Genomic DNA, 23410 nt, shown 5'->3' with positions numbered 1-23410 from the left:
AGTGACGATGCAAAATATCCTATTTAAAAAATTTTTTACTTTGTCAACAAACTGAGATAGGATTCCCACTTAATCCTATCTTCATTTATTTCTTAAAATCTCTATCAATTTTTTAAAATACTCAGGAAGCGGAGCTTCAAATTCCATATACACTCCTTTTGTAGGATGAATAAAACCTAAAACACGTGAATGTAATGCCTGCCCCTTCAATTTAAACTTTTGCTTTTTAAATCCATATACTGGGTCTCCTACAACAGGATGACCAATAAAAGCCATGTGCACTCTTATCTGATGAGTCCTACCGGTCTTTATAACCGCCTCTATCAACGTATTCTCCTTAAAACGCTCCAAAACTTTGTACAATGTAAGAGCATATCTTCCATCCTCTATTACAGCCATCTTTTTTCTGTCAACAGGGTGCCTTCCTATAGGTGCCTCAATTTTCCCCTCTTCATCTTTTATAACTCCCTCTACAATAGCAACATATTTTTTAAAAACACTTCTCTCTTTTATTTGATTAGAAAGGCTTATGTGGGCCTTATCATTTTTAGCAACAACCATCACACCAGAGGTATCCTTATCAAGCCTGTGAACTATACCCGGCCTTAAAATGCCGTTAATTCCCGATAAATTTTTACAGTGGTAAAGAAGTGCATTAACAAGTGTACCGCTGTAATTACCCGGCGCCGGATGCACTACCATTCCCTGTGGCTTATTTATCACAATTATATCATCGTCTTCATAAAGAATATCCAAAGGTATATTTTCTGGCAGTACATCAATTTTCTCTGCCTCTGGGATATTTACAACAACCTCATCATTCTCTTTTACCTTGTAGCTGGGCTTTACCGTTTTACCATTTACAAAAACAAGCCCATCCACAATCAATTTTTTAATATAAGACCTTGTGTAATCTAACTCTGCCGCAAGGAAAACATCTATTCTCTTTCCTTCATCCTCTTTTTCTCCTTGCAAAACTATTTTATCTACTATGTTCATCTTATCTCGCCTCTAAAAATCATAAGATATCCAAGTATAATTGCGCCGACAACAATAAAAGAATCTGCAACATTAAAAACCGCAGGGAAAAATTTAAAATCAATAAAGTCTACAACATACCCCAGCCTTACTCTGTCAATTAGGTTTCCAATAGCACCACCTAAAATCATAGCAAGTGTATAATTATACACACTATTTTCCGGTAATTTAATCATAGAATAAATCAACACAGCTCCTACAATTATTGTTATAACTATAAAAAAAAGAGTCTTATTCTGAAGCATACCAAATGCCGCACCTTTATTCTCCACATAAGTAAGATGAAAAAAATCCTTTATAACAGGATAACTTCCTATAGGCATAAGATATTTTACTGCAAGATATTTTGTCACTTGGTCAAGCAAAACTACAAACGCTACAATAATTATCTCCAACGTCAATTCCTCCTATGTATTCATTTGTTTTTGTAACCATATTGTTGTACGAATATATTATACAAAATAAAACATTTTAAAGCTATAGGCTTAAAATATAATGATCATAAGATATAATGAAATTATGGAGGAATATATACTAAATTGCAATAATTCCTCCGCAAAAATTTAATATAAATTCAGGAATGATAATTATGGAATTCCCAATAAAACATAATATTTACGCATATTCCGATTATCTCAAATTGAAAGATGGTGAAAGAGTAGAATTAATTGAGGGTAACTTTGTCGCTATGTCACCTTCACCCTCAAGAATTCATCAAAAAATAATTACAGAAGATCTAAGTCGTTTCACCACCAAATGCTTCTATTGATTACGTTAAAAAACTCTATTTATATGAAAAATTTAAAGTGAAAGAATACTGGATAGTAAATCCTGTTTCAAAAAATATATTTGTCTACAAATTGGATGAAAAGGGTCAATATTCAGAACCCGAAAAATATACAATAGAAGATACTATAAAAGTTAATATTTTTAAAGAATTAGAGATAAATATCGCAAAACTTATTAAATAGCTTTGAAAGGTTTTTCCTTTAGAACTTGAGAAGTATACATAAAGTTTTTACGGTATTCTTAACCTTCCATCTCATTTAAAATTTCAGCCACATCCAAAAAATTACTATCCTCTACATAAATCTTTTGAAATTGCTTTAATGCCTTTTCTTTCTGCCCCAATTTCATATAAACTGTCCCCAATAAATATCTGTATATCTTCATCTCCTCCGTATCAGTTTTTCTCTTTCTCATAGGTCCTTTTTCTAAAACCGCCAAAGCCATATCGGGTTTATTAAGTTCTATATAACAAGCAGCCATGGCATTGATTACAGATAAACTATTCTTATATTCCTCTGGCAATGAGTTCATAAGTTCAAGTGCCTTTTGATATTCCCCAACCTTAATTAAAAGATTAATGTAGTGAGTTTTTGCCTCCAAATCCTCCGGATACTTAGAAAGATACTTTCCAAAACACTCAATAGCCCTCTTATCTTCTCCCAAAAGAATATAAACAATTCCAATTTCTTTATACAAAGAAATCGCATCAGGCTCTATTTCAATGACTTTTAAAAAATTCTCTAAAGCTTTTTTATAATTACCACTATTGTAGGCTAACTTGCCTTTATTAAAAAAGGAAATAGCTTTTGAAATAGGCTTCTTGCTTAATGTATATGAATAAAACACAAAAATTATAAAGCCTAATATTCCCAAGAGAGTATATGCAAATAGCAATATAAAAGAAGCAATAAATAGCAAATACTTAGGAACTTTTGAAGGCATTTTCTTCAATATTTCTGGTGGATAAGTTATACTAACATTATTTATTTGAGTGTTAAGTGAAGAACTGACTTGTTTTTTCTTTTTATTTAAATAATTGATAGTATAAAGACCTGTCCCCGGAATCCCAAAAGAAGTATAAATTCCCCGGGGACCTACCCCTATTCTCGCACCTCTTTTCCCTACACTAAAACCTATACCGCTTTTACTGACATTTATTCTAACTCCTTTACCCAGACTAATACTTTTTCTAAATCTCCAGCCCAATGGAAATCACCTTCTTTCAAATTACTGTAATTTTTATATATTCCCTTATAAAACACCTTTCAATTTATCTAATAATCACAATATTATCTCCCATTTTATTCACATTTAAAACCGGTGAATCATAAAAATCCCCTAACTCAAAAGACAATTCAAATGGAAATATTACATACAATTTATCAATTTCAGCGTAACTTATGAATGACTTCTTATTTGACTTGAGATATACTTCCAAAAATAAAAGTTTCAATTCTTTATTCTTTATTTCAATCGTGTTAGCTTTCTTATATATACCTGGTTTTTGTGCTTTTGATAAAACTCCCCATTCTACCATTGAAGAGATTATTTTATCCGTACTAAATTTAACTGTACTTCTTTCTCCCCATATTTCAAATATTCTCTGTCTTACAGTATCTAACTTAAACTCTTCTTGAATACTCAATAACTTACCTATAACACTGCTAATATCACTAAATAAAGGAAAAGCTGATATAAGCATAAACCAATGAATAAACTTTTTTTCTCCTTCAGACACCTTATCAAATAATACCACTGCTTTGTCTCTCAGATATTTAAATTCCTCCGGAACATCTACCCAACTACTTATTAAAACATCTATACTTTTTCCTCTATTTACCTTACTTTTTACTTGATCCACTAAAAACGCATCTAACTCGTCCTTTATTTTTTTAACATCTTTTTCATTTTTATAAAATTCTACAACTTTATCAAGCCATTCAAGTTTTATTCTTCTAGCAAAACCTACTTTTTTCATCCTATTTTCTCCCTCTCCTTAAATATGACTTATGTGCACAAATGGAACTATAACTTCTTCAATTGAAATACCACCGTGACTTATCATCTGTTCTCCTTGAGCACCAAAAGCATTATTTTCTTTACATATTATAAAATTGTATTCCTTAGGAAGACCAAAACCAATCCATTTAAAAGATTTATCATCATATAAACTTCTCCCATAATCTATTCCACTCTCATATATCCTTACCCTTTCTCCAGCTTTTTCAACAAGAAGCCCTTCATTTAATTTCCCTTTGCCTATTGATGCAATATTTCCGTGATCTGAAGCTATAAAAATCTCATATCCTTTAGAAATCAATTTTTTTAAAAAATCCTCCATCCTACTCTTTTCAAGCCATAACTGTATGTTTTGATATAATCCTTCAATTGATAAAATCGCACTATGTATTAGTTCATCTATAATATTGACAACAATACCTACTATCTTCGCATTACGGTTATTTATTATATCATTTATTTCTCTTTTATTGAACTCCATAACATTTTTTATGTAAAAAACATCATCACCTTTATATCCTTGATTCATCCAAAACTTTTTCCATCGTTTTTCTTCGTAATTTGTAGAAAAAATCGTATCTTTAAAATATAAAGGTATATCACCAGAGAAAATTGCCTGCCTTGAAATGGATGTCAAAGTTGGGATCCATGCAAAAGACTTTTTCTCTTCAATATTCCACAGAGCATTTTTATTCAAATATCTTCTTATCAAATACCAATTATCTACCGACATACCATCGAAAACCAAAAGTGCTATCCTATCATATTTTTGTTTTTTCATAATATAATTCAAATACCATGGAATTTGATGAACCATTACAGGTCCATTTACATAAGAAATTGAAGTGAGATTGCTATAATTCAAAACAACCCATTCCATAAAACTGTTTTCAATCAACTTACTTATCTCATTAAATTCATTCTCATTTAAAGCAAGTTTTTTACTATAAAAAATGTTCAAAACCTCTGCCCATAAAGAAGACAAATTCATCCAATCCCTATACGACTTACTAAAACTCAACAACTCCTTTATTTTTTCTATCATTTTTCTATATTCTTTCAAATACCTTTCATTCTCATCATACAAAATTCCAACATACGTCCATTTGGGAAGCCTTTCAATATTTTCCACTTCTATAGGTTCAATATATTTTTCATAAAAAATATTATCAAGATATGCCCTAATGTCATAGTCACTAAAATCAATTTTGGCATTATGCGTCCCTTCTATTAAATCATTGATATAATTCTTCCATTGTACCCTTACAAATCTAAAAAATCTATCCTTTCCTGATAAAATTTCATTTAAAGGTACATCTTTCAAATTCTCTTTCTGCTTTAATTTATACTCCAAATAATCAGAAAGCACCTTAGGTAGTTCCATATTTTTGTAATACAGTCGTAAAAATGTCTTTACAAGCTCATTTAAATTATTTATGTGCTCTGGAATAATTCCAAAAACAGCCTTCATCACATAATCTTTTGTCCCATTTTCCCCCAACACATTTCCATCGTATAACTGATATGCCTCATAAATTTTCCCCAAAAAGTCCGTACCCAATTCTTTTAAAACAGCATAATCAAGTTTTGGGAAAATTTCTTTCAATGATATGGACACATGATGAAAAACTGTCTGTATATCATAAGGAATTTCATTTATTTCTTTACACTTAAGTATAAATTTCTTATTAGGTTCTACAAAAGAATCATAAAATTTTCTATAATTTAATTCATAATAAAACCTAAAACTATCCGGTTCCTGATAATTATATACCTCATATTCATCCTTATGCAGCATCTCTATAATACTTTCTTCATTTAAAATGTCATCTTTATCCTCCAGCAATATAAGATTAGAACCTTCTAAAGATAATTTATCTCTGATATAATCCTTAATCATAGAGACTCACTCCAAATACACAATGTACAAAGGCTTTAACATGGGCAATATATCCATAGACTTTTCAATTTCTTCTTTCCATCTTCTTTCCTCATTTTCTAATTCCACTCTGTACTTACAAGCCTCTTATCTGACACAGTATAGGTCACCTTTTCAATCGGGTCATATATGCTGTAAGACACATAACCCCACAACTCAAATACATCAATTATTTTCATTGTTCTTTTTTTATCAATATCAAAAACCCAATCTCCTACTTTGAACAAATCAACCACCTAACCTTGTCACTGCATTATCATAATACATGAGCAAAGTTTGGTCTTCTTGCACCACATTTTCAGGTAGCTTTTCGCCTATTTTTACAATCGTTTCATAATCTTTGTTTTTCCAGCAATTTTTGAAACCAGCTCTTATAGCTTCTGTCCTAAAAACTTTAAGTCGTCCTGGAACATTTTTATATTCCTCAAATTCTTTAAGTAATCTTTTTTCCCTCAATTTTTCAAGGTCTGCCTGCTTATTTACATCCGGCACATACCATCTGCCTGCCTCATCCTGTAAAAAGTTTTCCTGTAGTAAATCCAAAAGCTCTGGCAGTTTTTCATATCTTAGCTGCTTTAATTCCTCTAAAAACATAGGCTGTATTTCCTGATATGTCATAGGTTTATTTAAAAGCTTATATTTCAACCACTGTATTGCTGTCTTTTCATCCTGTATTATAAAGGCAAGTTGCTCATTAAGTTCTAATTTGAGTCTTTTTGTATCATAAATAGCCGCCTGGTCTGGTAAAAAGTACATTCCATCCCTCTCTATAAACCTCTTCTTCAACCCCTCATAAAACTCAGCAGCACTCATTGGAATAGTAGCACCCTTTTGTATGTGAAATGCAATCATACTATCATAAAGCAAATATTCCTGTCTTTCTGGTATTATATCAAGTTTTCCATTTGTCTCTATAACAACAGGCAGTTTTTCTAAATGCTGTCTTATAAAATCCCATACTCCCTCTTCCGTTCCAGCTTCTTTCAAAAACCTTTTTATAAACCCTTCTTTAGGCTTGTAAGCTGATATTATAAGGTCTTGTTTTACAGCAGTTGTCGTAGTAACTTGCTTAAAACTTCCTTGCTTTTTATCTAAAGTTCTAACATTTGCTATGACAAATCCAGCTTTTAAAATTGCCTCCTGTATTGCATTCCATACAGCATTTTTGGAATTGTGAAATTCCACAGTCATCCATCTTCCCGGCTTTAATATCCTGTACATCTCTGAAAAAGCTTTCTCCATAAGCTCTTGATATTCATGAAGCCCTTTTCTCTGAACTTTATTTATAATAGCTTCTGTTTTATTGTTTGTAAATACTTTAAGCCATGCCTCCCATAAGAAATTAAGCTCACTGTACATGAGATTATCACCAAAAGGCGGGTCTGTGAAAATGTAGTCAATCGAATTATCACTAAACTGTTTTAATAAAACTGTTGATTGTGTTGTAATATAATTTACATTTTTAAAATTAGCAAGTATACTACGTATTAAGCCAATTTTATCTAATTTTCTCTTCAAAACATTTAATACATTTTTTTCTTCTACTAAAGATGGTATGTATAGAGTACCAGTTACACCACCGCCACCTCCTTTAAAAGATTGCTTTTTGTTAATATAATTTTGTACACTATTTATAATCCAATAAAATTTAGGCATAATTTTATAATTATATAACGCACTCAAAACCCACAAATTCCTCTTTGTATAAAAATGATGTACATGTGTTATGCCAATTTTATCGTTCCTTCTCGATTCCTCCCCTTCAGGCATTCTATCTGTTGGATACCAATAGGGTATATCCATTTCTTCAATTTTTTGTATAAGTTCCAAATCAAATTTGTCAGGCTTTTTTTCATACCTCTTCTTACCTACTGTATAGTTAATAAGAACAGGTACTTGTTTTGCCTGTTTTATTGTTTCACCAAGTGCCTTATCATAAACAGTTCTCCATGCCCTCTCAAGACTTGTTTTAGTTAATTTTGCACCACACTGAGGACATTTAAATTCATCCAGAACTTTTCCATCATCTTTGTCTACTGCAGCATCCCAAAAAACTATTTCATTGCTGCAGTTAGGACATATAAACACATCTGACCACACAGTATAATTTATTTTACCTTTTATAACATTACCTTCCACATCTCGTTGTGGTACACCTTCTACAGTATGTATGGTTTCATACATCCACCCACATTCTTTTTCTACTTCCTTCAGTATTCTCTCTGCCTCTTTTTTAAATTTTTCTACATCAACAGGAGTATTGTAATTGTAAGCTATAAAAGTAGCAGCAGGAGATAAATCCCCAAGAATGGCTCTTCTTGCTCCCCACTCTACTTTTTTACCCTCCTTTTCAAACTCCTTTTCTACTTTAAGTTTAAACTCAGGGTCAGGGTTGCCACACATCTGTGCCGCAACCCCTGTCATACCAGTTCCACAAAACCCATCAAACACAATATCTCCCGGTTTTGTATAATGAAGTATATATCTCATAATCGCTTTGTGAGGCACTTTTGTATGATAAGAATGGGCATTGTATATAGGATCATTTTTCCCTTCAGATACATCTGCCGTATAGGGTTCACAATTGTAATCATCCTTTTCTTCTTCATAAGGTTTCCCGTATTTTTCAATGAATTCATTTATAAAAGGATTTGGACATGCAGTATAATAAGGTGGATCAGAAAGTTCTATTATATCTTCATCTTTCCCAATAGGAAATCCCTCTATATCTCTTACTTTATCAAGCATTTCTTTTGTTAATTTCATCAGTCATTCCCCCGTTTATTTTATAATAATTCTCACTTTGTCCTTTTCTTTGCCTTTTATAAGAATGTCGACATATTCCAAAAATCTTTTTTTAAACTCTTCTACTGTTATAGGTCCATCAGCGGTTAAAGTAGAAATAAGCTCAGGTATTTCAATCTCTACTTTTTCAAGACCAGCAATTAAGTCTTTTACTGCTGATACAAACAGATTATCCACTTTCTCAGGCAATTCTTTTTTATTCAAAAAGTCACGTATAGCTTTTTGTTGGTCTTTATTCAAAATCTCTATTCTTTCTTGAATCATTGGATCCTCAATATTATCTAATAAAATTTTAGTCCATTCCTTATACAAATTTTCTATTTTATCTTCAATTTCATCCAATTTTCCAAATACAGGAATTTCGTCGCTTTTTATACTGTATCCACAATTAGGACATAGCACTTCTGTTTTTATATTTTCTTTTCCAAAATTATAACAGGTTTTTAATGAAGCCAATACCTTTTCAATCTCATCAAATTTGTTAACAGGAAATATTCCTACATCTTTAAGCTTCTTAAGATTATTAAACAGATCACTTGCCATTATTTTCTTTTTACGCTCATCTCCATTATAATCAAGCCTGTGTTTCTTATGATACTCAAGGTATAAATCAATATACTCTATTTTCAATTCTTCTAATTCTCTCGTCAGCCTTTTTATATCTTCACTTTCTTTATTATCAATTTCCTTTATAAATCTTTCTACTTCATTTTTTATTGCATTTATATTCTGCTTTAATTCAATTTCTTCGGGTAATTGCTGTTCGGCAGAAGCCAAATATTTGACAAGCTCTTCTACTTCATTTTTAAAATCAATTATTTTTTCTATTTTCTTAACTGTCTTAAGTGTCTTGAATTTTTCCTTTAACTCTTCTTCAGTATACTTAAAGTTTCTTAATTTCCCAGGGGTATTAAAGGCTTTTAAACTGTCAAGAAAATCTCTAAAATTATTGAGCAAATCTTTATAATCTCTTATTTCAAACTCATCAAATACAGGCTTACCCCATATAGTTTTATTTGAAACAACAAATTGATTGACAGTTACAACTCTTTTTGCTAATTCTTCACTCTTTGCAACCATTTGTCTTGTAGCTTCTTCTGGTTTACTGAAACTTGCTGTTACTAACCCTGATGGTAAACCTAATAAAGTAAACAGGGTTTTTAATTCTTTGACAGGTATATCTTTCGGCCTTTCAAAACTCTCAAAATCTATAAGCTCTCCAACGTTCATATTAGCAAGTGCCTCTATTGTAGTAGCATCATAAACTTTATTTTTTATCCTCAAGATTATATCTCCGCTGTACACAAGTGCACAGAGCAAAAGGACCACCCACTGCACTTCTAATTTGAATCTTTTATCAATATCCTCACCGTTTACATTCTCTATAATATCTTCTCTATTTAAAACTTTCCCTGGTGGAAGTTTATATAATTCATTTAAAAAATAATTAGCATATTTTGAATTTCCGGGTACAATATCATCCCCTAAAATTAAATCAAAAGACTGCAATACTTTCTTGCCTGTTTCTGTCTTCTTGCCAGCTAAATAATTCATTGCACTTTTAAAAACTTCGTTTAAATTTGCCTCTGTGATTTTTGTGTAAAATGTAGGATATTCACTGTATTTTTCACTGAAATACAATGATAAGCAAGAAGAAGCCGCCTCATCAATATAACTTTTAATAGTATCATAATTAGCTGTTTTTCCTTTAAGCCAATAGATTATACTTTGTGTTTCTCCTTTATAAGAAACATTAAAACATTTTGACACATTATCTCTTATCCATTTAGTAATATCCTTTTGAAAACCATTAGCTTTATCTTCATAAATTTTTTTCTGGTCACTGGAGGATAATTCACTTAATTCCATAGCGGCAGCGTATTTTTTAATTTTCTCTATTATTTCTTCATCTGCATTAATAAATTCAAAAAACACTTCATCTTCTTTTCCATTTAAAATATATTTTTTATTATAATTAGCTTCAACAAAAGGAGGCAAAAAGTAAATATAAAAATCTCTTGGAGGCTGAGCTGTACTCCTTTCATCGGGATATCCCATGAAAAGATAGCCATATCTTTTAACATTTTTCTCATTCCAAATAAAACTATACTCCCATATTCTCATGTTTGGTACTTTTTCAGGAGCATTCCAATCAAGGACTTTTATAAGCAATTCAAAATAATGCCTGTTAAAAATATCTTCTGACAATAGTTCTGCCTTTTCCTGAATTTTTGCATCATAATTTATGCCTTCTCTTACCATATCAAGATAATACTGCTGATTGTCTGGATTGTATGAAATATATTGCCAGCTCAATGTTTTCATTATTTCCTTCATTATTGTTTCTATAGTCGTTATTAAAAAGTCCTCTTCTATCTCTGGCATTTTTATATATAAACACAAATCATCTTTAATATTTTCAACTGTTATACCAACAGATGTATGTATATCTCCTGTAGTAAACCTATGAACACTTAATGCATGTACAATTCTTAATGCAGCATCTTTATATTGAGGTCTTGTAAAGGAATGTTCAATTAAATCTTCTACAACAATGCTTTTATCAACTACTCTCTTTATATCTGGCTCTGCCCTTAATGAAGGATTGTCTCTTAAAAACTTCCAATAAGAATCATAGGAAATAATTCCCGGCTCATCTTCAGGTACATCTTTGTCTAACAGTTCTCTCATCAAATGTGATATTGTTTTTAAAACTTCTCTTTTCTCTACAATGAACATTTTTTCAAATACCTCTATAAACATAGGATGTATAGGATATAATTCCACAAATTCTTCGATTCTGCTGGAAATACTTTTATACAATGGGCTGAATTTCTCTAAATGGCTCCTTATCCATGCTTTTTGTCTGTCATTCTTTTTTAATAATCTTTGAGATACTACGTAGGAAATATCTTCCCTTTTAATTATTAACTGTTCAAATCTGTCCTTCATCTTTAATACAGTTTGTGCAACAGCATTAAATGCCGGATTATCAAACAGGGTCTCCTGTACTCCCGTCATAAATCTCAATCTTGTAGACTTTGTTATTTCTCCTATTTCTCTTAAAAAAGTTAAATCGCGGATCAATTCCTGTTCTTTCCTTGCTTTTAGAAAATCTAATAATTCATCAACCACTATGAGATAGCCTTTGTCCGGAAATTTATCTTCAAATTTACTCATCATTTCCATAAAAGCATCTTTGTTATTTGTAACTTCATCAATTGGTGGAAAATAAAACTCTATCCCGTATCTGGCAAGGTCCTTTTCTATCTCTTTCGTAATTATATTTCTTAAGGGTGTATTTACAGCCCCAATGTCAAATCTTAAAACTTTAAATTTTCCTGCAATCTTTCCCATCTCTTTTTTTAACTCTTCATGAGAAACATAATCTAACATTTCCTTATTTTCTGCTACTGCTGAAATTACAGACATTAAATGGGATTTACCAGTGCCATAATTGCCAACTATAAATATACCCTTATTGTCAATTGTTTCATCAAACTGTAATTGGGGTATACAAATGTTAATAATACTATCTGCCATCCCCTCTGATACTACATAGGACTTTACAAGCCTTTTTGCCTCATCGATCTTGTCTGCATCCTTAAGTTTTATAACAGTTTCAATCGGTTCATACTGAATAAGATCTCCATATTTCATCCTATCTTCCTCCCTCAACATTTATTACAATTATATCCAAGTCATCTTTTTTGTATCTCCTATATTCTGGATAACCAGGTTCAGCGTATGTCAATATACCATTTATATAAGAGCCTCCCCAGGATGTAATTATTTTTTTATATTTGCTCATGTTCTTAAGCATTTTTAAAGGGTCTATTTTCAAATGGGGAGCAAATAAAATCTCTATGTTATCTAATATTGTAACATCTGTTTTACTTTGAGACAAAATTTCTTCCATAAAATCATCTACATAGTAGCAACGCTCTTCTAAAGGTATATTAATTAATTTTTCTGACAACTGTAAATTTACATTTATATAATCATAGTTATAATCTGCAGAAATTCTTTTAAGCAGCTTAGTTTTTCCACTGCCAATTGGTCCTACTAATAAAATTAACTTGTAATATTTATACGGTAGCAAAATAAAAGCATCCTGTATATCTTTATAAATTGACATATCACCCTCTCCCCCTTGGACATATATATTTATTTCGATAGAAATTTACAAATTCCTGCATGTGGATAAAAATATAAGAGAGTTCAATGATATACCGGTTTTAAATACTCAATTGTTAAATAAAAACAGGCATGAATTTATGTACAATGCCTGTTTTTTTATCATTTTATTTTTTCAAATTTACCTTTAATCAAATGATATTTGTTTAAATCAATTCCATTAAAGTCTGAAACTTTACTACCTACATTTATAAAATAGCCTGCTTCTTGAACTGTTGGTATATTCTGTGTAAAATCAAATTCTGAAAGAAGTTTGAGTTCCCCTTCAAATTTTATTTCATTAGAAAATTTGAAAAATTGTCTTAATGGAAAATTAGGTTTTATACTTGCTGTACCATTTCCAGTAATGTTCCATTCACTAAGTTTTTCTTCTGTTACTTCATTAATTGGGTCTAACAATTCCATCTCACCAAAACCATATTTAGTATCTCCACCAATATATATTTTTGAAAAAATCCTTTTCAATAAATTTGATAACTCTTTCTTTTCGCTATTATTGTCATTTTTTATTAATAAGTTTATTTCTTTAATAACTTCATCTTCAAATCCAATTAAACCCACCCAGTAAAGCTGTTTCGCCTTATTATTTAAATCAATCTTTGATTTTGGAAGTATGTATTCAAATTCATGTAAGCTTTCATCTTTTGCGCTTCTTAATAATGGTTCTACTGCAGTTGATACAATAGTATCAACAAATTCGTATTTAAACTCTTCTATTGTTGTATAATTTTCAAAACTAAAGTTCCCTTTATTATACTCTGGAAATAAAGGTTTCTCTGTTTGTCTTATCATAGGATAAAAATTAGTAATTTTTTCAAATAATTTTTTAGCTTTTTTAATTTCACTATACCCAATTCTCTTTAAAAATTGATTTGTTAAAGCTCCCCACATTGTCCAGCCAGGAATAAAAATTTCAGTTTCATTAATTACTCCCCACTCAACAGAGCCTATATGTATTGGCTGATTTTGCTTAAAAATTAGTTTATACCATATCATTATTTATTCCCCCATAGCCTTTGCATGGTATCGGGCATAGATTAGTACTTTTTCAAAAAGCTCTTTGAAAAAGAGTAAATCATTTAAGTTAGATGATAAATTTAAAAAGTATTTATTAAGCTCTTTATCCCTCTCTTTTTCTCTCATTTTTTTCAGGTTTTCTAACTGTTTTTTTTCTTCTTGAGAACTAGATTTATTTTTAATTTTGTCTTCCAGTTGTTTTATTTCTTTTGTCAAATTAGAAATCTTCTCGATTATGTCCTTATAATTTAAACTTTTCATAATATATTTATCTATTTCTTCAACTTTAGCTAACAACTTAAAAATTTTTTCTTCATTTAAACTATTTTTATTTTCATCGAATTTAACCTTTAATTTATCTTGTGCATAAATCCACATAGCATAAACCCCATCATTAGAAAGAACTCCTAAGAACTTATTTATATCATTTTCATCCAAAATCCTTTCATTTACTATATCAAAACCCAATTTATTTAAAGTATACTCAAGATTATTTTGAGTCATTTCCCTCACCCCCATTAGAGTCGGTCGTTCCATTATTTAGTTGGGTTAAATCATCTTCACAATCTTTATCTCCATCTATTATTTCTAATTTCATTCTTCCAAACCCTCTTGTTGCCATGCCACCAATACCTAATGTCTCAAAAAAGTGTTTAGAATCACATAAAGCTTCTTTTATCATACTATAATCAGGCAAATCTCCGATTTTGTCTAATAATCCTTTAAAAGCAGATTTGTCATGTATTCTTAAATTCCCAGAGAATATTGTCCCTCTTGGTATAGCTTCTGAAGTAAATAATGCTTTTTCTTTTGCAGCACCTGTAATTGGATCTATTGAGACAGACGTTCTTACTTCAAGATTAGAATTTACAATTTGAGAGAATAAGCTTTCAGGGACAATAATAATTTTATCAGGAGTAAACTCAAAATTATCAAATTTTATTTTATCTAATTTAATTGACAGATTTTCCACTTTGTAAGGTAGATATATCCATCCAAGATTTATATGCCCATCCACTTTTTCATCTTCTATTTTTTCTAAAGCTATATAAACCAAATCTTTGCCCTCATCTTGTTCATTTTCTGTATTTTCGCCATATAACTTTGCATTTTTTAATATCTCTTTTGTTGTTATCCACTTGGTACCAAAGCGTGTAAATACAGGAAAAAATAAAATATTTAAATCGCTAAAATGAATCATACCCTGCCAGCTTAAATCTTTCTTTGAAAAACCAAATCCTTTACAGATAATACAATGTCCGCAATGACCAGTTTTCCCTTTATCATCCATAGCATACGGAGCATTCGATATCTCCGCTTGAGGAGTATTATCCTGTCCTGCACAGGTAATCTGCAAAAACCTATTATACTCATAATGTTTCCAATTATTTATTTTATTTCCTTTTGCTGTATTGATTTGAAATTCTTTTTCAAAAAATTGCTTTAATTTTTCGTGAATTTTTTCCCTTTTCTCTTTTTTATCATCATCATTTACACCATATGAATTAATATTTAATGTTTTATAAATACTCTTTTTCAACTCATTAAAAGAAGTCTTTGATATTTCCTTGCTTTCATTTAATGTTATTTTTTCATTTTCTGTTATTGCATCTCCATTTTTTAGAAATTCTAAAATTTGATCTAATAGTTCCTCTATTTTTGATTTAACAAAGGGCATTAATTCCAATGTCGCATAATACCTCCAAGTTCCTGCCAAACTCGAACCAGGAATCTTGGGAAGTTTTGTTATTGGATCTCTTACAATTGTATTGTCAACTCTTCCTATGGTATAACCGCCTGTCCCAATATAAATTGGGTCTGTTGCCATTCCATAAACCTTAAACTCTTTTACAAAATTGTCACTCATTTTTTAAACCTCCTTTAAAGTTGTATGCCAAAATTCAAACATGTCCAAGAAAAGCTGTACATTATCTAAGGTCATCTTTTCTTTTAGTACCGCATGGAGCTTATCATTTTCTTTAGATTTATCTATGTCAAATAGATCTTTTATTCCATCTGCAAGCCCTATATCTTTTTTTAGGTCAAGAATATTTATAAAGCTTGAAGCAAGAAAAGCTTTTATCCCTTCTACATTACTATTTATTTTGGACTCGTCATTGGTTATGGCTTTCCAATTATCATAGATTACAGAGATTAATTTTTGAAGTTTTGTACTCCTTGTAACTCCATTTTTATTTTCTTTACCAAATAGATCTTTAAATTTTTTAAACTTTTCCCAATTATCTAAGTTATAAGGTCGTGAGCTTTTAAGTTTTATTTTTCTTTTCCATTTATTGTTTCCGTCATAATAAATATCATTTCTTCTTGTATTTGTATCTAAAAACTCAAAATCAAAAGTATTAGGTATTATATTGATTTCTTCATCTTCACCAATTTCGTCAATGTCTAGTATACAGTGTATACTTCTATCTTCGGGCTTAATATAAAATTTATAACCCTTGGAATGATTACCCCAATATAAAGAATAGTATTTATGAGTATTATTTAGCGATTCCTCAATCTTTTGACATTTCAATATATCCTTAATTTTAGATGCTTTCACTTCTATTGTTAGTTTTTCTGTATCCTCTACATCCCTCCTAATCTTTCTTAAAGCTTTTACGCCGACATATAGCGGCTTTTTATAATCCTGCACTACTATTCCTATATGGAGTGGTAGTTTTCCATAAACAAATTTAAAGTTTTCATAATATTTTTTCATGACATTGTCAATCAAATTCGGCACATATTCAGCAGGTATAATAAACTGCCAGCTAATTGGCGTAGGTTCTATAATTGAGATATATGGTTGATAGTATTCAAATTTGGTATTATCTGTATACACAACAGATGCTATTACATTTCCATTGCCTGTAGATTCTTTGAGATTAAATTCCTTACCTGCTTTTAAATCGTTTATATAAGATATTAAATAAACTTTACCCTTATCAGCCCAAAAGAGAGCATCTCCATCCTGATATTCTCCATCCGGTATATTTTCATTTGTGTTCTTAACTTTAACATTTTCCCAATAAAATCTCTTTCTCCTGTTCTCCTCAATACCTGCAGAAGCACATAAATCTGATTTTATCTCTTCTAAAAATTCTTTTGTGCTTTCCCATATACGTCTTAACCTTGCTGGAGAAGGATTTTTTCTAAAGAGAAATTGAAGGATAAGTGTAGATAAAAATTCTATGTCTGAATCATTAAGGTTATTCCAATAAATTTTTCTCTTATCAAAATCTATCTTATGTTCTCCTTGATTTTTGTCTTTATCCTCTAATCTTTCACAAATAAATTCCTCCCATCTATCGCCAATAGAACGTTCAAGTAAAGTATTATAAATTTGTAAAATTAAATAATTTATTGCAAATATTTTATATAAATGACCTTTTGCGTTATTATCTTGTAAAGAATCTTGAATACTTTTATTCTTTTTTTTGTTTATAGTAATCATTCTGCTACTCTTATCAAAAAAAGAAAAATCCTCAATCCAATCTTCTACTAATAAGCGCTTTACTAAATCTTTATGTCTGCCTGTAACATTATCTATATTTTTATTCTTTTTTAAGGTCTCATAGACTTCATTAAAAGGTTCATAAATTCCTCCTGCATCATATAAAAGCAAAAATTTGTTTATCTTGTCTTCTGCTGTGTTGTCAATTTCTAAACTTTCTAGTTCTTCTTTTGATAATTCGCTTTTTATTAAATTTAATAAATCTTTTATCATACTAAAATAAGCATTAAAATCCTTTTCTCTCACCAACAAACTATTTAACATATCTCCATTTAACCAGTCATGCAACTCAAATTTCATTGTTATCAATGCAATTTTATCATTTTTATCTTTTAATTCATCTATCCAAATAGTTTCTTTATCTCTATTTTTAAACCATCGCTCAATCCTACCTTGCGTTTTTTCTTTTAGACATATATCACATATATTTTTATTTTCATCACTTTTATCTCTTTCAAACACTAATCTTTGTCCACAAACCTGACATATACCTACTGCCCTTACACTATTAGACCTTTCAATACATATATCATTTCCCTTTTTACTCAAATCTACTTTTAAAAAATTCTCTTTTGCTGCTTCAAGAAGATGTGTTAAATTCATTATGCCACGGGATGGTTTTGTAAGAAAAATCGCTGGATAAAATTCATCAAAAGATTTATCTTTAAAAATTTTTATAATTTTATCTTTTATCTCTTCTAAATCATCACTTAATTTTACTAAACTATTTCCATTCTTTAAATCTTCTCCTAAATCCTCGCCTACCAAGAAATAAACTCCTGTTTCATCTCTGTATATCTCATTTCCAATTGGATAATCATACTCTAAAAGTTTTTTAATTTCATCATCAATCTCATTCGATACTTCTCTATACCATTGTATTTGTTGAGGCTTATAACCTTTTTCTGCAAGCCTAAGTTTGTCATATTGTATACCAAGAATACGCCATCGGACATCCATTCGTTTAGGCAAACTTTGAATATTATTATTTTTTAAAATATATTCAGAAAGAGAAGCTTTAAACATTGTGGTTGCCATATAAGCTTGTTCCCACAATGATACATCGTTTATTGGAAATCTATCATCGCTCAATAACCTATAATATAAATTTTTAATTTTCTTCTTAATTAATTTAATTTCATCCCAATTAATGCTTTCTGAATCTAAAAAATTTTTTATATAACATTCCAAATTGCTAATTATATTATTTATTGTATCTTTGTCTAATGATAAATAAATTATTTTATTTTTAAGACTACCAAAAGAATTCGATAACCATCTATCATTTTCTGGCTCAAGCTTAGCATTATCATCTGGAAAACCTTTATCAATACCAGAGTTTAGGCTTTCTCCAATCCCATATAACACTTGCAATAAATATTTATTGTCTTTTTGACTTCGCCATTTATTACGCCAATTATTTAAAAAATCATTCCACAAATCTATTTCTTCTTCTAGTATTTTTAATTTTTTGTCCCTAATTATATATTCCCAATTAGACAGGAATTTTTTAATAATATTTATTTGCGATTTATTTTGTTTACCAGGATTGATTTTTTCCCATAAAGCTAATAAAGATGTTATCTCAGCTTTTAAAATCTCATCCTTATATTTCTTTAAATTTTCTAAATTCAACTCTCCCATTTTAACCACCCTTTTTCTTTTAGTCCATCACTTATATTAAATCTTTGTTAGTAAAATAATACTTAACTTCGGATAATTCAAATGTTCCCCATCCAAGTTTTGTTTTTGCTCCTATTCCAATCTGTGATACTTTTTCAATTGCTAATAAAAGATTTTCTAAATCTTTTTCAGCTTCGCTTTTTAATACTTCATTTTCTTTTAATATACCATCAAAAGGAATGTATATAATCTGCAAAAATCCTTCTGTACCTTCTGGAACCACTTCATAATAAATTGGTTGAATCCCTGCTCTTTTTCTTCTGTCATGGGGATTTATTACTTCTAAAGAAAGTCTGTCAAAATATGTAGGATAAAATATGGCTCTTCCTTTATGTGTTTGAAATTCTATTGTTAGGTTTTTATTATCTTTTTGAAGTTTCTCAGAAATTTTCTTCTGAAGAATAGCTTGAAGTTCCTCGTATGAATTTTTGTCTTTAATTTCACCTATAAAATCTTTGTCAACTTTCATCCCAAGTTCAAACAATATAAATTCTAAAAACTTCTCTTTAAATTTTACTAAATCTTTACTATTTTCCTTCAGATAATCCTCTACCACTTTTATACTTTCTGAGCCTGCACCAAATATTCGTAAGTAACTATCAATGATTTCTTTTCTTTTTTCAAGGTTGGCCTCTTCATTAATCAAATCTTTAAATGCGCTCGCTAAAGAACCTTTCCAACCGCTTCCTCTTATCATAGGTACTTTAAAAACTTTTTCTTTTAAAATAGGGTTTTGAATTATATAAAATTCATCATCATCTTTTGAGAAATATGGCTGTTTTAGCTTGAATCTTGCCTGAATGATAAATGAATAAGGCGGAAGTTTTTTTATATACTCATTAATTGTATTCAAAGTTAAAATCCCTGATATAAAATTGACATTTTTCAATTGTTGGTCATTTTCAAAAACAAAATCTTTATTTTCTTTCATAATTTCTTCTTTTAACCAAGTTACCAGAAAATCTTTTGTTGTCTCATTAGATTTATTTTTCTTTAAAAATTTAAAAAAATCATCCTTTTTATAGGCTTTATTAGATGAAATAAATGGAAAATCTTTTTTTAATTTATCGATATTAACTTTATCCGTCTCTTTCAACTCATTGTTTTCTTTATTTTTAAACAGGTAATTTTCTATTTTTTCTTCACTTTTGGGCTTAAAATAAAACTTACAATATGATACATAATGACTTAAACTTTTCACTTCATCAATATTTATTTCTATTAAAGCATCATACTTAGCCATTCCTATCACCTCTACTTTTTAGATGATTAAATAATAATTTTTGATACTTGTTGAATATTTTATCCGGTACTTTTTTGTTATCAAATGGATTATTGAAATTTATTAAATATACATGATAATCATCATTCTCTATCAAATTTGAAACATAAATACTTGAAGCAGCGCCTTGCTCCCCAAAGTTTCTTTTTCTGTAACGCATTTCTTCTTCTCTTCTCAAAAAATATTTAAAATTATATCCTAACACTTTTTTCCGATTGTCATATTTGATTTTTTCAATTTTATGTATTCGCATTATATCATTGTATTTAATGCCCTTTATATTAGCTTCTTTATCGTTTTGTTCTCCTTCAACTCTAATATTTACCAATCCAAATCCAAAAGAAAGTTTCCCACCAACAAAAATTATTTTATCTTTATAAAAATTAAAAAAACCTGATAAATAATTATCCCACCAATATTCTGTTGTCTTAAGCAATAATTTTACATCTTTATGTAAAACAATTTTGGAATCTTTTCTTTGAAAAAGTACACTTTTAATCCAATGTTCGGTGTTAATGCCATTCTCTTTAAAGGGAAAATTAAAATCTATTTCTTTAAAATTTAATTCTTGTTTTATAAAAGAGCTTATTTCTATATCTACCCTGCTTTTCCATCCTGTACATCCAAATAGACGAGAGGGTACAGATAACCCTAAATCTTCAAGTGATTCATCTAATATATTATCAAAACTTTTATTATCTCCTTCTCTCAACAAACGTTTTAAGAAAATTTGCTTCAATGTACGTTCTTCTTTAGGATTTTCAAGTTCTCCTAAATTATCTACAACTACATTATTGTTATTTAATTTCTCATTATTTCCATTTTTAACAGCTTTCCAATATACTGAAAACCAAAACCTTAAACTTCCCATTAAAGAAGAAGGTCTAACCTTACTATTTTCCTGCCAAGCATCTCCTGTCCATAATGGAGTTATTGTTTCTAAATGAACAGTAACTTCCTTCTTATTCATATGGAAAACCCCTTTGTAATAGATTTTAATTATATAAGTCAAGAAAAAAATCATTAAAAAATGATAGTCCTAACCTCCATAAAAAACACTGCCCAAAATTTTCTCATATAACAATATTCTACATAACTTTTTTAAATCCTGCTAAAAAATTGTATTTTAAAAAACAAAAATGTCGCTGATTGTCAGAGGTACATCTCTGGATTAATCAGCGACATTTTTCTCAAAAAACATATCTGATTTTTTAAAATTATTATATTTAAGTTGTATAATCCTTTTAATTATATTTCCCTTGTAAAACATTAATTCCTTATATACCTCTATGCCGTAACTACGGCACCATCAGAGGATGAAAATACCATTCCCTTTACGGGAAGCACGCAGGATAGAATAACCCCTTATGGTTGTTGCACCAGCTCTTCAATTTTACAGTCGCTATCGTTCAAATTTTAAAAAAGGAGTTGGCTCTTTCATGGATTTAGTTTACTCTCACGTTTGCGGATTAGATGTCCATAAAAAGAATGTCGTAGCTTGTATAATAACACCAGAAGGTAAAGAAATCCGCACTTTTTCAACTATGACCGATGACCTTATTGCATTAAAAGAATTTATTAAAGCTAAAGGTTGTTCTGTTGTTGCTATGGAAAGTACCGGCTCTTACTGGAAACCCATCTACAACCTCCTTGAGCTTGAGAATATTAAAATCCTACTCGTCAATGCTAAGCATATTAAAAATGTCCCTGGTAGAAAAACTGATGTAAAAGATGCCGAGTGGATAGCAAGTCTCTTGCAACATGGCCTTTTGCAAGGCAGCTTTGTCCCAGACAGAGAACAAAGAGAGCTTCGCGAACTTGTCCGCTATAGAAAAAGCCTCATTGAAGAAAAATCAAGAGAACTTAATCGCATACAAAAGGTTTTAGAAGGAGCTAATATCAAACTGTCTTCGGTAGTCTCTGATATCAACGGGGCATCCAGTCGTTCTATACTTGAGGCTATTATAAATGGTGAAGAAAATCCCGAAACCCTCGCTGAGCTTTCTCAAGGCAAGCTAAAAAATAAAATGGATGAACTAAAACACGCTTTAAAAGGCTTGATCAATCATCACCAAAGGATGCTTCTGGAAATACAGCTTAGACATATTGATTACCTTGATGAAGAAATAACAAAATTAGACGAAGAAATTAAAAATCGAATGCTCCCTTTTGAAAAAGACCTGGCACTGCTGGATACTATCCCTGGAGTCGGAAGAAGAACTGCAGAACAAATAATAGCCGAAATCGGCACGAATATGGAACAGTTCCCCTCTGCTGCCCATTTGTGTTCTTGGGCAGGGCTGTGTCCAGGTCTTAATGAAAGTGCTGGTAAACAAAAGTCTGCCAGAACTCGAAAAGGTAACCAAAAATTGCGAAGCTCTCTTATTGAAGCCGCCAGGGCTGCCTCAAGAGCAAAAGATACTTATCTCTCAAGTCAGTACCACCGCATCGCTGCTCGAAGAGGAGCAAATCGAGCAGCAGTTGCAGTGGCACATAGCATTTTAATTATAGTTTATCATATTCTCAAGCAAAAGCAACCTTATATTGAATTAGGTCCTACTTATTATGAAGAGAAAAAGCGTAATATGATTATTCGTCAATCTTTAAAAAAGCTAGAGTCTTTAGGTCTTAAGGTCACGGTCGAATCTGCGGTGTCTTAACTTTTAATTTAACTTTATTAACCATTCATTTATCCCATATTTTTACATCGGTATGGGTTTAATTTTTTGTTGCCTCTTTGAGAGACACTGTTTTCAGGATAGGTAGGCTAAAAACTTAACGCATGACAAGATAGAAAAGGCATGGCATGAATGTTTCAATTCCTTATAGGTAGGCTAAAAACGTCGATAGCACGAATTTTAAAAACAACTTTTTCACCGTTTCAATCCCTCTTAGGTAGGCTAAAAACTGGAGAGCTCTTCCCAACGGAGGAAGGAGCACTCCGGTTTCAATCCCTCTTAGGTAGGCTAAAAACGGGGGTTCCAGTAATAATTACAAATCCGCCAAACTAGTTTCAATCCCTCTTAGGTAGGCTAAAAACCTTGTCCTGGAAGAGGAATTGGCTTATGTCCCAAATGGTTTCAATCCCTCTTAGGTAGGCTAAAAACAAGTGGCTGGGTGGGAT

The 23410-nt window shown here is 30.5% G+C and carries 16 protein-coding genes, 1 pseudogene and 1 CRISPR repeat array; of the genes and pseudogenes, 2 read left to right on the top strand and 15 right to left on the bottom strand.

What is annotated here, in order from left to right; genetic code table 11:
* Positions 1-81: 81 nt before the first annotated feature.
* On the bottom strand, positions 82-999 hold the full coding sequence (locus I4N53_RS03625) for an RluA family pseudouridine synthase (RefSeq protein ID WP_214495597.1): 918 nt from the start codon (positions 997-999) through the stop codon (positions 82-84).
* A complete protein-coding gene (lspA, locus tag I4N53_RS03620) occupies positions 996-1433 on the bottom strand; it encodes a signal peptidase II (RefSeq protein WP_012995391.1) in 438 nt (145 codons plus the stop codon). The genes I4N53_RS03625 and lspA overlap by 4 nt, the downstream gene beginning before the upstream one ends.
* A gap of 194 nt (positions 1434-1627) precedes the next feature.
* Between lspA and I4N53_RS03615 the strand changes: the two are divergent.
* Positions 1628-2009: pseudogene (locus I4N53_RS03615) on the top strand (Uma2 family endonuclease).
* Positions 2010-2067: 58 nt separating this feature from the next.
* On the opposite strand, the gene I4N53_RS03610 reads toward I4N53_RS03615, so the two are convergent.
* The 13 genes from I4N53_RS03610 to cmr1 form a co-directional block, all read right to left on the bottom strand.
* Complete coding sequence (locus tag I4N53_RS03610; protein WP_214495596.1) at positions 2068-3033, bottom strand: DUF4236 domain-containing protein; 966 nt, start codon at positions 3031-3033, stop codon at positions 2068-2070.
* 64 nt (positions 3034-3097) lie between these two features.
* Positions 3098-3805, bottom strand: coding sequence for a hypothetical protein (locus I4N53_RS03605; RefSeq protein WP_003868393.1), 708 nt, complete (start codon positions 3803-3805; stop codon positions 3098-3100).
* An 18-nt stretch (positions 3806-3823) separates the two neighbouring features.
* The gene (gene pglZ / locus I4N53_RS03600) at positions 3824-5746 is read right to left on the bottom strand and encodes a BREX-3 system phosphatase PglZ (RefSeq protein WP_012269236.1); all 1923 of its coding nucleotides are present in this window, start codon (positions 5744-5746) and stop codon (positions 3824-3826) included.
* A 98-nt stretch (positions 5747-5844) separates the two neighbouring features.
* Positions 5845-6012 (bottom strand): hypothetical protein, encoded by a 168-nt coding sequence (locus I4N53_RS03595; RefSeq protein ID WP_214495606.1) that lies wholly within the window; start codon positions 6010-6012, stop codon positions 5845-5847.
* Position 6013: 1 nt separating this feature from the next.
* Positions 6014-8551: a DNA methyltransferase gene (locus I4N53_RS03590; protein ID WP_214495595.1), complete on the bottom strand. Its 2538-nt coding sequence runs from the start codon at positions 8549-8551 to the stop codon at positions 6014-6016.
* 15 nt (positions 8552-8566) lie between these two features.
* Positions 8567-12250 (bottom strand): DUF6079 family protein, encoded by a 3684-nt coding sequence (locus I4N53_RS03585; RefSeq protein WP_214495594.1) that lies wholly within the window; start codon positions 12248-12250, stop codon positions 8567-8569.
* A 1-nt stretch (position 12251) separates the two neighbouring features.
* Positions 12252-12728 carry a BREX-3 system P-loop-containing protein BrxF gene (gene brxF, locus I4N53_RS03580; RefSeq protein ID WP_074592539.1) on the bottom strand — a complete coding sequence of 159 codons (477 nt, stop codon included), beginning with the start codon at positions 12726-12728 and terminating at the stop codon, positions 12252-12254.
* A gap of 161 nt (positions 12729-12889) precedes the next feature.
* The gene (locus I4N53_RS03575) at positions 12890-13783 is read right to left on the bottom strand and encodes an RAMP superfamily CRISPR-associated protein (protein ID WP_214495593.1); all 894 of its coding nucleotides are present in this window, start codon (positions 13781-13783) and stop codon (positions 12890-12892) included.
* 3 nt (positions 13784-13786) lie between these two features.
* Positions 13787-14308 (bottom strand): hypothetical protein, encoded by a 522-nt coding sequence (locus tag I4N53_RS03570; RefSeq protein WP_214495592.1) that lies wholly within the window; start codon positions 14306-14308, stop codon positions 13787-13789.
* Entirely contained in the window at positions 14295-15671 is a 1377-nt protein-coding gene (locus tag I4N53_RS03565) for an RAMP superfamily CRISPR-associated protein (RefSeq protein WP_214495591.1), read from the bottom strand. Before I4N53_RS03565 ends, I4N53_RS03570 begins: the two co-directional genes overlap by 14 nt.
* Positions 15672-15674: 3 nt before the next feature.
* Positions 15675-18965 (bottom strand): CRISPR-associated protein Csx11, encoded by a 3291-nt coding sequence (locus I4N53_RS03560; RefSeq protein ID WP_214495590.1) that lies wholly within the window; start codon positions 18963-18965, stop codon positions 15675-15677.
* 31 nt (positions 18966-18996) lie between these two features.
* Positions 18997-20247 carry an RAMP superfamily CRISPR-associated protein gene (locus I4N53_RS03555; protein WP_012995401.1) on the bottom strand — a complete coding sequence of 417 codons (1251 nt, stop codon included), beginning with the start codon at positions 20245-20247 and terminating at the stop codon, positions 18997-18999.
* Positions 20240-21256, bottom strand: coding sequence for a type III-B CRISPR module RAMP protein Cmr1 (gene cmr1, locus I4N53_RS03550; RefSeq protein WP_214495589.1), 1017 nt, complete (start codon positions 21254-21256; stop codon positions 20240-20242). The genes I4N53_RS03555 and cmr1 overlap by 8 nt, the downstream gene beginning before the upstream one ends.
* Before the next feature lie 469 nt (positions 21257-21725).
* Between cmr1 and I4N53_RS03545 the strand changes: the two genes are divergently transcribed.
* A complete protein-coding gene (locus I4N53_RS03545; RefSeq protein ID WP_214495605.1) occupies positions 21726-22946 on the top strand; it encodes an IS110 family transposase in 1221 nt (406 codons plus the stop codon).
* Between the two features lie 85 nt (positions 22947-23031).
* Positions 23032-23393: a CRISPR direct-repeat array (repeat unit 16 nt; unit sequence TAGGTAGGCTAAAAAC).
* Positions 23394-23410: the final 17 nt, after the last annotated feature.

This window comes from Thermoanaerobacter sp. CM-CNRG TB177 (assembly GCF_018588165.1).
GTDB lineage: Bacteria > Bacillota > Thermoanaerobacteria > Thermoanaerobacterales > Thermoanaerobacteraceae > Thermoanaerobacter > Thermoanaerobacter thermocopriae.
Note: the sequence above shows the minus strand (reverse complement) of the source record. Positions and strands in the feature narration are given on the sequence as shown.

Bases quoted from the DNA above. Each gene is read 5' to 3' on its own strand.
- I4N53_RS03625 (WP_214495597.1), bottom strand. From the start codon at position 999: ATGAACATAGTAGATAAAATAGTTTTGCAAGGAGAAAAAGAGGATGAA.
- I4N53_RS03605 (WP_003868393.1), bottom strand. From the start codon at position 3,805: ATGAAAAAAGTAGGTTTTGCTAGAAGAATAAAACTTGAATGGCTTGAT.
- pglZ (WP_012269236.1), bottom strand. From the start codon at position 5,746: ATGATTAAGGATTATATCAGAGATAAATTATCTTTAGAAGGTTCTAAT.
- I4N53_RS03590 (WP_214495595.1), bottom strand. From the start codon at position 8,551: ATGAAATTAACAAAAGAAATGCTTGATAAAGTAAGAGATATAGAGGGA.
- I4N53_RS03585 (WP_214495594.1), bottom strand. From the start codon at position 12,250: ATGAAATATGGAGATCTTATTCAGTATGAACCGATTGAAACTGTTATA.
- brxF (WP_074592539.1), bottom strand. From the start codon at position 12,728: ATGTCAATTTATAAAGATATACAGGATGCTTTTATTTTGCTACCGTAT.
- I4N53_RS03575 (WP_214495593.1), bottom strand. From the start codon at position 13,783: ATGATATGGTATAAACTAATTTTTAAGCAAAATCAGCCAATACATATA.
- I4N53_RS03570 (WP_214495592.1), bottom strand. From the start codon at position 14,308: ATGACTCAAAATAATCTTGAGTATACTTTAAATAAATTGGGTTTTGAT.
- I4N53_RS03565 (WP_214495591.1), bottom strand. From the start codon at position 15,671: ATGAGTGACAATTTTGTAAAAGAGTTTAAGGTTTATGGAATGGCAACA.
- I4N53_RS03560 (WP_214495590.1), bottom strand. From the start codon at position 18,965: ATGGGAGAGTTGAATTTAGAAAATTTAAAGAAATATAAGGATGAGATT.
- I4N53_RS03555 (WP_012995401.1), bottom strand. From the start codon at position 20,247: ATGGCTAAGTATGATGCTTTAATAGAAATAAATATTGATGAAGTGAAA.
- cmr1 (WP_214495589.1), bottom strand. From the start codon at position 21,256: ATGAATAAGAAGGAAGTTACTGTTCATTTAGAAACAATAACTCCATTA.
- I4N53_RS03545 (WP_214495605.1), top strand. From the start codon at position 21,726: ATGGATTTAGTTTACTCTCACGTTTGCGGATTAGATGTCCATAAAAAG.